Below are 12,165 nucleotides of genomic sequence, written 5' to 3' on the forward strand. Positions count from 1 at the left end.
CAGGCGGTCAGGCCGGGGATCTGCTGCTCCTGGATCAGGGACAGCATATCGGTCCTCCACGCGGTGCCCTTAGCCGCGTTCAGGGCGCGGATGGGAAGAATGCCGTTCTTGGCTACGATGCCGGCCATCTCCGTATCGTTCCACTTGATAGTTGCCAGTCTCATATTTCACTCATTCCTTTTCTATAAAAATTGAATTGATCGATGCTCGTTGATCAGCCGTTGTAAGTCAACGGATCGTTTCCCCGTCGGCCGCCGCACTCTAAGGAGTTAATGAGCTGTGTTTCCTCTGGCGTTAGGGAGAAATCGAACACATCAAAGTTCTCTCGGATGCGGTCGTAGTGGCTGGATTTGGGGATGGGGATCTGCTGGCGTTCCAAGTGCCACCGCAGCACTACCTGATTGGCCGTTTTCCCGTATTTTTCCCCAATGGACAATATGCGGGGATCCCCCATAAAGGCCCCACGCTTGATGGGACTGTAAGCCACCAGGGCGATACCCCGATCCAGACAGAACTGGCGCAGCTCCCGCTGCTGAAAGGCGGGGTGTAACTCGATCTCGTTGATAGGGGGATAAGCCCCAAAGACTTCCTTTATTCGTTCCAACTGATCTACCTGAAAGTTGGACACGGCCACCGATCGGATCAATCCCTGGTCTTTCAACCTGAGAAGCTGCTCATAGGCGGACAGACGTCGCTTCTCCTCCGTTCCAGGCCAATGGAGCAGGCAGCAATCCAGATAATCCACGCCCAGATCCCTGAGGGACTGTTGGGCCGAGTTGGCGGCCACCTCATAGTCCTTAGGCCAAACCTTGGAGAGTATGTAGACCTTCTTCCGGTCTAACCCCGCCAATCTGAGTCCTTCGCCCACGTCTTTCTCATTGGCATACATAGCGGCGGAGTCGATATAGCGATAGCCGCACTCCAGCGCCCAGGCAACAGCCTGGGATATCTCATGTCCATAGGAGGCATAACATCCAAGCCCATACCGCGGCATCTCGGTTCCATCCAGCAATGGCATCATTCCAGGCTTTGTTTCCATGACTTCACCTCCATCGAATTCAGTTTGCCCACCTTGTTTTTTATTTTATCACGATTTTTTTAAAAGTAAAATACTCTGTTACATAACTTGGTATAAGAATTACCATATAAGTTACATCATTAATGTCATCTATGTTCCTCTCTATGTGGTATGTGGATCAGTAAGACCTTTTAAATCTCTCATCGAGTTTTACAACACACAGAGGCCACATCGCACATTGAAAAACCGAACGCCCTGTCAGATGGAAGATACGTTCATGAGCGACAAATAAAGAGAGCACCTTGCTAACATAACGGGGGTTCAAATCTCGCCATTTAGACGTTTTGCGTTTTCATTTTACTCGGTTTATATGATTGGTGAGAGTGGCACTCCGCATAAGAATGCCAGAACCCCTTGCCGCAAGAGGTTCTGGCATAAAACACCCCCAACTGATCGAAACCATGACAAGCATTTGTTCAGATCGGATGGGGGTGTTCATTCGCAGTTTACCGTTGTACACGGCCGGAGCCGTCTCCGCCCACCAGGCGCTTGACCTCGTCAGCGGTGGACAGGTTGAAGTCCAGCTCAATGGTCTGCTTGAGACAGGATGCGGCGGCGGCATATTCAATAGTCTCCTGGGGGCCGTAGTCGTTCATGATTCCGTAGAGCAGACCAGCGGTGAAGGAATCTCCGCCCCCCACCCGGTCTACTAGGTGGATCATGTACTGCTTGGAGAAGTAGGGCTTACCGTTTGTATACAGCATTGCGCTCCACTCATTGTCCGAGGCACTGATGCTGCGCCGCAGGGTGACGGCTACCATCTTGGTTCCGTAGGTCTGGCAGATCTGCTCCGCCACATCTATGTAGCCCTCCCGGTTGAGCTTGCCCTGGGTCACATCAGTATCACGGGCCTTAATGCCCAACACCTTCTCTGCATCCTCCTCGTTGGCCACCAGCACGTCGATGTAGGGCATCAGCTGGACCATGCACGCATTGGCTTCAGCCTCAGTCCACAGATTTTTGCGGTAATTCAGGTCACAGCTGACGGTCAGTCCCATCTCCTTGGCCTTTCTGCACGCCTTGATACACACCGAGGGGATGGTTTTACTCAAGGCGGGGGTGATGCCCGTCATGTGGAAATGGGTGGCCCCGGCAAAAATATCTTCCCAGTCAAAATCCTCATAGGCGCAGGTGGCGATAGAGGTATATTTGCGGTCATAGACGATCTTGGAGGGGCGTTGGGATGCCCCCTTCTCCGCATAAAACACACCCATCCGCTCCCCGCCGTAGGCGATATGGCTGGTCCCCACATTGAACTTGCGCAGCTCCGCCACACCGCAGGCGGCAATATCGTTGTCAGGCAGCCGAGTCACGAATTCCGTGTCCATCCCCATCATCGCCAGGGAGACGCACACGTTGGCCTCCGCACCAGTATAATTGATCTGGAAGTGGTCCGCCTGGATAAAGCGCAGATACCCCTCTGGATTGAGACGGAGCAGATAATCTCCGAAGCCTACCATTTTCTTCATTGTGATCTCTCCTTATTTCTGGATACCGTTATACAGGCCCTGAACGAGCAGCATCCCGGCAGTGGCGCCCTGGTCCTCAGTTCCCAGGGCCTTGGCCGCAAAGACGGCGGCCTTGCCGTATTTGGGCGTCATCTCTTTGGTGGACTCCAGGCCCCGCTTTGCCCCCTCCAGGGCCGCAGCGGCGGTGTCCTCCAATCCGCTTCCAGATGCGGCCGCCTGCTCCGCCGCGTCGGCAGCCGGGAAGATGGCGTCCAGCACAGTGCGCTCTCCGGGGACACACTTGCCCCGCTTGGCAATTCCATCCGCGAAGCCACGCAGGAATGCCGCAAAGGCGGAGGCGTCCACCTCTTCCTTCCCTATCAGGCGCTTACCGCCCTCCATCCATCCGGAGGACATCAGTGTACCCATGGTAGAAGGAACTACGCTGGACATCTTCATGCCGGCCTTGGACAAGCGCTTGCCCATGTCTGCTTCCTCCAAGCCAGCATAAATCTCCGGCAGGGCACAGTAGCCTTTCTTCATGGTCAGGCCCAGGTCCCCGTCGCCCATGCGGGCGTCCATCTCGCACAGGTGGTCTGCCTGCTCGGTCATTATCTGAGCTACCGCCTCCATAACAGCGGTCCAATCCTTCGCTTGAATGACTTTCATGGTCGACGCTCCTTACTTCTGGCAGTAGAAGGGGGTGCTGACGGGCATATCCAGCATGGCCTTAGTCTCTCTGTCCACCTTCATGATGGAGATGGACGCCCCCATCATCTCCATGGAAGTAGCGAACTCGCCCACAAAGGTGCGGTAGATGGAGATGCCTTTGTCCTCCAACTGCTGGGAAACGCTGTTGGACAGAATGTACAGCTCCTCAATAGAGGTGGCGCCCAGGCCGTTGATGAGCAGGGCGACCTCATCGCCGGAGGCAAGGGGCATATCCTTCAGCAGGGTGTCCAGAGATTCAGCGGCCAGCTCGTCGGCTGTCTTGATGGGGCCGTTCCACACGCCGGGCTCTCCGTGGATACCCATGCCCATGGCCATCTCGTTCTCGCCCAGGGTGAAGTTGGAGTGACCCACCTCAGGAATGACACAGGGGGTCAGGGCAAAGCCCACAGTACGGGTGTTGTCCTTGGCCTTCTGGGCCGCAGCCAGCACCTCGTCCAGAGTGCCCATCTGGGCGGCCTTGGCGCCAGCGCACTTGTACATAAAGAAGATGCCGGCCACACCCCGGCGGGCGGCCGGATCGGCGTTGGAGTTGACGTCGTCCGCGCCCACAATGGAAGCAGTCTTGATATCCTCCAGGTCGCACATCTCGGCGGCCATGTCAAAATTCATGATATCACCGGTATAGTTGCCATAGAGGTACAGGATGCCGCCGCCGTTGTTGACCTCTTTGCTGATCTCAAAAATCTGCTCGGCGCTGGGTGACTGGAACACGCTGCCCACAGCGCAGCCGTCCAACAGGTTCTCCCCCACATAGCCCAGGAACAGGGGCAGGTGGCCAGTGCCGCCACCAGTGATGATGGAAACCTTACCGGGAACCTTTTTCTTTGTGCAGTAGCAGCGCAGATCGTTATTGACATATCCCACCTGGTCGCTGTGGGCACGGTAGATACCCTTGAGCATATCGTCGGTGTACTGGGCGGGATCGTTGATGATCTTTTTCATGGAACAGACCTCCTTCAAGCTTTTTTTACAATGTGGACGGCAAAGCCGCCGACTTCTTCCTCCAGGTAGACCGCCACCAGGTTGCCCTTGGCGTCCACGTTCTTAAACTCCTCCCGCGTAGGGATACCCTTGGCCTTGAAATAAGCCAAGGCCCGATCGGGGGAATAGGTAAAGATGCCGATGTGTCCGAACTTGCCCGGGAACTGCTGGTTGCAGCACTCCACATAGGTACCGGCGAAGTTGGAGCGGCCGCCCTCCTTGACCTGGAAGCCGAAGCGCTCGGCGAACCAACGCGCGGTGGCCAGCCCCTCCTCCTTGCTATCCCCGTTGATGCCGATGTGGGCCAGGGAGAAGCCCAGGGATTTCTCCACTGACTTCTGGCACAGGGCGGTGATTCCTTCCCAGTCCTGGGCTTCCACCATGGCGGCGGGAGCCATGAAGCTGCCACCCACCGCGGCGATCTTGTCGCTGGAGAGATACTCCTCCATGTTACTCAGGTTGATGCCGGCGGTGGGAATGAACTGGATGCTGCCGTAAGGGCCGCACAACTGCTTAATGGTGGCCATGCCGTTCATGGGCTCGGAGGGGAAGAACTTAAAGGTGGTCAGACCCATCTCCAGCCCCGCTTCAATCTCAGTTGGGGTGATGCAGCCCGGAACTACAGGCATCTCCAGCTCCAGGCAGCGGGCTACCACCTTGGGATTGAAGCCTGGTGTGACAACGAAGTCCGCTCCGGCCTCCTTGGCCTGGTCCACCTGCTCGCAGCGCAGGATAGTACCGGCGCCAGCCAGCATCTGGGAGTCAGTTGACTTGATGGCCCGCAGACAGTCCATAGCCTTTTCCGCCCGCATGGTGACCTCGATGAGAGGCAGTCCGCCGCGGCGCAGGGCGGCGGCGACTTGGGGCGCGGTGTCCGGGTCCTTCAGGCCCAGAACGGGAACGACCCCGTGCTCCTTGATGATTTTTATTGCATCCATATGAAGAAAATTCCTTTCCAATGGCCGTGATGAGCTGCCGCGGGCAGCTCATCATGGACCACATACATTCGATTTAACTCAGCCAGCCTTCTGAGCGCTAGCCTCCTTGCGCTTGCGCAGGACAGCCTTCAAAACGGGCCAGCACAAGGTGAGGATGATGGCGATGAAAAGCACACAGGACACCGGACGGGTCACAAAGGTGGCCCAGCTGCCGTGGCTCATGACCAGGGCGCGGCGCATATTGGACTCCAGCATGGAACCCAGCAGCAAGCCCAGAACGAAGGGGCCATTGGGGAATTTGAATACCTTCAGGAAGAAGCCCAGAACGGCGGCGGCAAACATAATAGCCACATCAAAGAAGGTGTTGTTCAGGGCGAAAGACCCCACCACGCACAGGATACACACGGCGGTCCAGACGGTGGGCTGGGAGACATTGAGCACCTTGGCCGAGATCTTAGCAGTAGCCAGGCCGAAGATAAGGAATACCACGTTGGCCAGCAGCATCATCAGCATGATCTGGGCGGTAAAGGAGGAGTTCTCAGTGAACATCTTGATGCCGGGCTGCATTCCGTACATGGTCAAAGAACCAATCAGGATGGCGGTCACCGCATCGCCTGGAATACCCAGGGTCATCATGGTGGTCATGGCGCCGCCGATGACGGCATTGTTGGCGGTGGAGCTGACGGCCAAGCCCTCCAGCGAGCCCTTGCCGTACTCCTCGGGGTGCTTACTCATTTTCTTGGCGTTGCCCCAGGAGATAATGGAGGCGATGTCGCCGCCCGCCGCGGGGATGGCGCCAATAATGGTGCCCTCAACTGCCGCAATCAGGGTAGGAACTGCAAGCTCCTTAGCCTGCTTGGCTGTGGGCAGGACGCGGCCAAGGGCCAAGTTGACTTTCCGAGCCTCCAACTCCTTCTCCTGGTCGGCCTTGCGGAAGGTGTAAATCTGATAGAACACCTCACCGATGCCGAACATACCAATCATGACTGGGATGAAGGAGATACCGCCCAGCAGAGCAGTCTGGCCGAAGGTGAACCGTTTGATGGACAGGATGGGGTCCAGGCCTACACAGGAAAGCAGAATGCCGGCCATACCCAGGATCAGCCCCTTGAGCACGCTGCCCTCTGAGACAGCCACCATCATCGACAGGCCAAACAGGGCCAGCATACAGTATTCGGGCGCATTAAAGGAAATGGTAAAGTTGGCAATGGGGGTAGAAAACAGAATGAGGCAAAAGGTGGAGAAAATGCCTCCAATGAAGGAGTAAATGACGTTGATGCCCAGCGCCAGACCACCTTTACCCTGACGGTAGAGGGAATAGCCGTCAAAGGACTGGGTAATGGACGCAGGGGTGCCGGGGGTGTTGACCAGAATTGCGGAAATACCGCCGGCAAAGATGGCAGCGTTCCACAGGCCCATCAGCATGGCGAAGCCGTCCGCCGGCTCAAACCAGAAGGTGATGGGCGTCATGATGGCAATACCCATGGTGGCAGACAGGCCGGGCAGAGCACCGATGACCGTTCCAATACAAACGCCGATACACAAAAACAGGATAACAGAGGGCTGCAGGCACAGCTGTAGTGCGCCGAGCCAAACTTCAGCAGACATTCGGGTTCATCTCCTTTTACTGCTCTACTGCCTTATCGGTTGAACTGGATGGAGAAGCCGACAACAAAGGCCAGGTAGATAAACGCGGTAAAGACCACGGTATAAATGATGTTGTACTTCAGCTTTCGGCCGAAAATGGCGTTCAGGGCAAAGCACAAAATGGGCACACAGACAATAAACCGCTTTGTGGTCTGCCACAGGATGAAAAAGATTACAATGGACACAGCAGTCAGGCCCAGGCGCTTGAGGTTAAACTTGATTTCGGGGTCGACTTGGAAATACTGCACGGATCCTTTTTGCAGGATTCCGCGCACAAACAAGATGGTACCTAGAATGCCCACAGCAAAGCCCAGCAGCACTGGGAAGAAGCCCGCACCGGGCACACCGTCGGAGGACTGGGCGTTGACTCGCATGGTATCCTCCAAAAGCGTATAAATCGCCACCGAGTATCCAAAAATGGCGGTAATCAGGCCGGGAATTGTATCGCCCTTATGCATGGGAACCCTCCTTTTTTTATCAGCGAGGAAAAGCCGCGCTCACGCCCGAAGGCCTGAGCGCGGCTTGCAACAGTTATAGGTTAGGCAATGCCCAGTTCAGGAATCAGTTCGCTGTAGTAGGCCAGCTCCTCCGCGGCCTTAGCGTCCATGTCGGCGCCGTTCAGATAGGCATGCTCATAGCCGCGGTCGGCCAGAGTCTGCTTAACGGAGTCGGAGTTGATAGCGACCTCGGAAGCTTCCTCCAGGATGTCCACGATAGCCTGAGGGGTGTCCTTGGGAACAGCGAAGCCGCCCCAGCCTTGGATGGTAATGTCGTAGCCCATCTCCTGCGCTGTCTCAACCTCAGGCACTACGGAGGAACGACTCTCGCCCAGGATACACAACACCTTGAAGTCACCGGAGTCCACGTTGTTCTTTACCTCAGAGGGGCTGACGGTAACAGCCTGGATATTCTTGCCCAACAGAGCGGCCACAGCGGGAGCCGCGCCGTCGAAGGGCACATGGGTAAACTCTACGCCGCACTCCTTCTCAATGGAAGCGGCAGCAATATGCCAGATGGAACCAGTGCCGGAGTTGCCGACCTGGACCTCACCGGGATGCTCTTTGGCATAAGCCAGGAAGTCCTCAAAGGTATCCCAGGGAGCGTCAGCACGGACAGTGACGGCGGCAGGGATAGTCATAGCACGGCCCACAAACTTGAAGTCGTTGGTAGACAGGTCAGTGAAGCCCAAGGCGCTAAGCATGGTGGACTCAACGGGCATATAGGCCATGGTATAGCCGTCGGGATCGGCGTTGCGGACCTGCTCCAGGCCGATGGCGCCAGAAGCTCCCTCAACATTGGAGACGATGACGCTGGTGTCAAGGGACTGCTCGAGCTCAGAGGCGTAAATACGGGCCACGGTGTCAGAGGCGCCGCCAGCAGCGTAGGGAACGATCAGAGAGATCTGCTTTCCGTTGGGGAAATTGACCTCTTCCTGCTGGCTGGTGTTTCCAGAGTTGGAAGCGCTGCCGGAATTGCTGCTCTGAGAGGTCTGGCTGCCGTTGTTACCACAGGCGGCCAGTGACAGGGCCATCGCCGCTGCCAAGGCAAGTGAAAGAATCTTTTTCATTTTTCTGCTCCTTTTCTAGATCATAGTTATTTCACACGCTTACGCAGTGGAATACAAGGTAAGAATTAAATGTAGGGAGCAACTTGCTGCTTCAGCTGGGCAACCTGCTCGTCGGTCAGGTCCAGCAGGGGCTTGCGCATATGTCCTCCTGTCACACCGCGGAAGGTAAGGATGTTTTTAAAGATGGACATGTCTCCGCCAAACTGCATCAGCTTGACCAACTCGGTAGCGGCCACCTGCGCCTTGCGGGCTCCCTCCAGATCGCCGCTCTGGAATGCCTTGTAGACCGCTACAAAGGCTTCGGGGAATGGGCCGGAGCAGCCGGAGACAACACCGTCGCAGCCGCACACCAGGGCAGGCAGGAACAGGTCGTCCGCGCCGGGCACCACAGAGAAGTTTCCATTTCGCACTTGCAGATATTCGTTGATGCGACGCATATCGGCGAAGCTGTACTTGACGCCCACCACATTCTTGCAGGCAGCCGCAATCTGCTCCATCGTGGCAGCGCTGATGTCGTTATGCGCCAGCTGGGGAATGACGTACACATATACCGGGAAGTCATCAGGCAGGGCGGCGCACACGGTCTTGTAGTACTCCACCATGGCCCGATCGTTTACCGTAAAGTAGCTGGGGGTAACGACGCCCACGCCGTCGGCACCAATTTTGTGGGCGTGCTGGGCCAGGCGAATGGTCTCGTCCACCGTCATTGCACCCACGTGGATGAACACTGTAACTCGTCCCGCAGCCTTTTTCACAACGGTCTCGGCCACCAGTTCTCGCTCCTCCGCGGACATGAGGTACATCTCCCCCGTCGTTCCGCAGGGATACAGACACTGAATGCCCTTTTCAATCAGGTATTCTGTCTGCTCCTCCAGCGCCGCCGTATCTACCTTCCCGTCTGCGGTAAAGGGGGTAGTCATGGCGGTGATGACACCATATAGTTTCTTCAAGTTTCTCTCCTCCCAACAATAGGATAAAATGCTTTTGTGTTCAGTATTGCTGAATGATTATTCAGTTATTTCACACTTTATTTGGATTTTAGCACGGCTAGTTATCATTGTCAATATAATTTTATTATTTTTGGAATATTTGTTCTCTTTTTCACTTTCCATTTGACAAATACGTCAATGGAGGTTAGGATAATATACGATAGCAGATGTAAATGCCTCTGCATCTGTATTTTATTTGGACCAATCGCGGGCATTTTTCTTCAATATGGATTGCAAAGGATGTTGCACCATGATTCTTTTAAAAGGGGATTCCGCTGAGATGGAATCCGCCTCTACTGTCAGCAGTAGAGTCACGTCTACCGCCAAAGCGCTGCGGATTCTAGACTGTTTTTCTCCTGCCAGGACTGAACTGACATTGGCCCAGATCAGTCGGCTGCTATCCATGCCCAAAAGCACACTGCTCAACCAGATTCGCACGCTGGAGGAAGCCGGCTATCTGCTGCGTATCCGGGACGGCCAGGCCTACCGCCTTGGGTACAAGGTCATGCAGCTCAGCTACTGCGCCCAGGCAGGCAGTCCTGTGGCCCAGTATGCCATCCCTGTGATGGAGGACCTGCAATCCGCCACCGGAGACATCATCTACCTTACCTCCCATATTGACGGCAAGGTGTTCTATATGGAGTGCGTCTATCCCAGCCGGCGCTCCATCTCATACTCCGTCTCCGGCAAAACACTCCCCATGCACTGTACCGGCTGCGGGAAGGCCATGCTCAGTCAAATGCCCACCGAACAGGTGGAAGCCATCATTCGCAAGCATGGCCTGCCTCCCATCACACAGAACACCATCACCGACCACGACCAACTGATGGAGGCACTTGCCACATACCGCCGTAAGGGATATGCACTGGATAATGAGGAGGAAACCATGGGTGTAAAGTGCGTAGCCATGGCCATCCGCACCGGACGTGGAGACGTGGCGGGTGCCATCAGTATTTCCGGCCCCGCCATCTCTATCACACCCGAAGTAGTAGATCAATACTCCGACCTACTGGCCAGGGCCTGCAACACACTGACCCAGTGCGCCCACCTATTTCCCGCCATTCAGTTGGCCTCCAACTGAATGGCCGGATGTTGTCTGGTCGATCTGTACCTTTGAATTCTGAAAGGATGGTCGCTTATGTCTCGTATCCTCAGTTACGGCTCCCTAAATCTGGATTATGTCTATCATGTCCCCCACTTCGTTGCTCCAGGAGAGACCCTCGCCTCCTGCAGCCGGGATGTCAACTGCGGCGGGAAAGGACTTAACCAGTCAATCGCCTCTGCCCGGGCAGGGGCCACCGTCTGTCACGCTGGAAAAATTGGGCCGGATGGACAGCTTTTGGCCGACACACTAGCTTCCAGCGGTGTCGACACCTCCCTCATCTCACTCAGCAGCGGCCCCAGCGGCCACACTATTATCCAGGTGGATTCCCAGGGACAAAATTGTATCCTGCTATATGGCGGCAGCAATCAGAAGATCACACACCAGGAGGTGGACCTGGCGCTGGAAGGCTTTGGTCCCGGTGACTACCTGATTGTGCAAAACGAAATCAACTGCCTGGATTACATCATGGAACAGGGCGCCAAAAAGGGCCTGTCCATCGTATTCAACCCCTCCCCCATTGACGAACATATCTCCACCCTCCCCCTGCATCTTGTCTCGCTTCTGGTTTTCAACGAAATTGAGGGGGCCGCCCTAGCCGGCACCAGCGAGGAGGGGCAGATTCTGGATATACTGCGCAGCCGCTGGCCCTCCTGCCAGCTGCTGCTCACGCTAGGGAGCCGTGGATGCATATATGATGACGGCACACAGCGAATCACCCAAGGCGTTTACCGCACCAAGGCTGTAGACACCACAGCTGCCGGAGATACCTTCACGGGGTACTTTGTAGCCTGTTTAGCTGCCGGTATGGATGCGCCGTCCTGTCTGAACCTCGCCTCCCGTGCCGCCGCCATTGCTGTCTCCCGTCCAGGTGCCGCTCCCTCTATCCCTACAATGGATGAGGTGCGCGGCTCCACCCTCTCTCTGGCATGATGCCGCAAACTTTATCTGATTCTCATCTGTTTGAAAAACGCAGGCAAAACGCCTGCGTTTTTTCCTGCCCCACCCTTGTGTACTGCCTCATTTTGTGCCAGAAAACTTGTTATGGAAATATTCTGCAGACTCCCGCTTTGCTTCGATGTGTCTCCATTCATCAAATCATAGCTATATAAAAGTTTCATCGCTTTCTGACTTTATACAGTATGCTTTGCTTTGATTCATAAGGTGTTCAATTATGTCTTGGGAACGACGCAGTCCAGAAGCCAAGCTTATTTTTCATAGTGACAGAGGTTCTCAATATACATAAGAAGCCTGAACCCTTTGATACAACAAGGATTCTAGGTAAAAATTGACCCTACCTAATCCGAACAATGACAACAAATCGTTCAGATTGGGTAGGGTCATTCATTTGGGCAGGGGGTAGCAATTCTGAACCCCCGGCAAAATCGCTTTCGCTGCAATGAATCCAGCCTCTGTACCTGTCACTGCTCTATGCTCTTTGGCCTATGGCATAACCTCCACGTATTTCTCTATCAGGTTTTTCAGGCAGTGGCCCGTGCTACTTAAATCAGTAGATACGATGATTTCCCACAAGAGACTGCATAATCTGTTTTACAATTGCTTTCAGTATGTACGTCAGATTTTAAATTAATTTGTTTGGTTGATTGTAAAATGAAGTTGGACACCTAAGAAAAAATCCATAGTGATTTTCCCCACATGGTAGAATGAAGTTTGCACACAACT

Annotated in this window: 11 protein-coding genes; 2 read left to right on the forward strand and 9 right to left on the reverse strand. The window is 55.0% G+C overall.

What is annotated here, in order from left to right; genetic code table 11:
* Positions 1–214: 214 nt before the first annotated feature.
* The 9 genes from OCV64_RS15845 to OCV64_RS15885 all read right to left on the reverse strand — a co-directional run bounded on the left by OCV64_RS15845 (position 215) and on the right by OCV64_RS15885 (position 9,341).
* Positions 215–1,039, reverse strand: a complete 825-nt coding sequence (locus OCV64_RS15845) for an aldo/keto reductase (protein ID WP_262670530.1) — start codon at positions 1,037–1,039, stop codon at positions 215–217.
* Between the two features lie 485 nt (positions 1,040–1,524).
* Entirely contained in the window at positions 1,525–2,547 is a 1,023-nt protein-coding gene (locus tag OCV64_RS15850; RefSeq protein WP_240288030.1) for a sugar kinase, read from the reverse strand.
* Positions 2,548–2,559: 12 nt separating this feature from the next.
* Positions 2,560–3,195 carry a dihydroxyacetone kinase family protein gene (locus OCV64_RS15855; RefSeq protein ID WP_262670531.1) on the reverse strand — a complete coding sequence of 212 codons (636 nt, stop codon included), beginning with the start codon at positions 3,193–3,195 and terminating at the stop codon, positions 2,560–2,562.
* 12 nt (positions 3,196–3,207) lie between these two features.
* Positions 3,208–4,200, reverse strand: a complete 993-nt coding sequence (locus tag OCV64_RS15860; protein WP_262670532.1) for a dihydroxyacetone kinase subunit DhaK — start codon at positions 4,198–4,200, stop codon at positions 3,208–3,210.
* A gap of 14 nt (positions 4,201–4,214) precedes the next feature.
* Entirely contained in the window at positions 4,215–5,177 is a 963-nt protein-coding gene (locus OCV64_RS15865) for a bifunctional 4-hydroxy-2-oxoglutarate aldolase/2-dehydro-3-deoxy-phosphogluconate aldolase (RefSeq protein WP_147571175.1), read from the reverse strand.
* A gap of 78 nt (positions 5,178–5,255) precedes the next feature.
* On the reverse strand, positions 5,256–6,785 hold the full coding sequence (locus OCV64_RS15870; RefSeq protein ID WP_262670533.1) for a tripartite tricarboxylate transporter permease: 1,530 nt from the start codon (positions 6,783–6,785) through the stop codon (positions 5,256–5,258).
* 32 nt (positions 6,786–6,817) lie between these two features.
* Positions 6,818–7,282, reverse strand: a complete 465-nt coding sequence (locus OCV64_RS15875; protein ID WP_147571177.1) for a tripartite tricarboxylate transporter TctB family protein — start codon at positions 7,280–7,282, stop codon at positions 6,818–6,820.
* 80 nt (positions 7,283–7,362) lie between these two features.
* Positions 7,363–8,391 carry a tripartite tricarboxylate transporter substrate binding protein gene (locus OCV64_RS15880; RefSeq protein ID WP_147571178.1) on the reverse strand — a complete coding sequence of 343 codons (1,029 nt, stop codon included), beginning with the start codon at positions 8,389–8,391 and terminating at the stop codon, positions 7,363–7,365.
* Positions 8,392–8,456: 65 nt separating this feature from the next.
* Positions 8,457–9,341 (reverse strand): dihydrodipicolinate synthase family protein, encoded by an 885-nt coding sequence (locus OCV64_RS15885; RefSeq protein WP_186852135.1) that lies wholly within the window; start codon positions 9,339–9,341, stop codon positions 8,457–8,459.
* Positions 9,342–9,630: 289 nt separating this feature from the next.
* Between OCV64_RS15885 and OCV64_RS15890 the strand changes: the two genes are divergently transcribed.
* Entirely contained in the window at positions 9,631–10,461 is an 831-nt protein-coding gene (locus OCV64_RS15890) for an IclR family transcriptional regulator (protein ID WP_186852134.1), read from the forward strand.
* A 57-nt stretch (positions 10,462–10,518) separates the two neighbouring features.
* On the forward strand, positions 10,519–11,415 hold the full coding sequence (locus OCV64_RS15895; RefSeq protein WP_262670534.1) for a ribokinase: 897 nt from the start codon (positions 10,519–10,521) through the stop codon (positions 11,413–11,415).
* The last annotated feature ends 750 nt before the right edge of the window (positions 11,416–12,165 follow it).

Origin of the sequence: Muriventricola aceti, from assembly GCF_025567565.1 — a bacterium.
GTDB lineage: Bacteria > Bacillota > Clostridia > Oscillospirales > Oscillospiraceae > Lawsonibacter > Lawsonibacter aceti.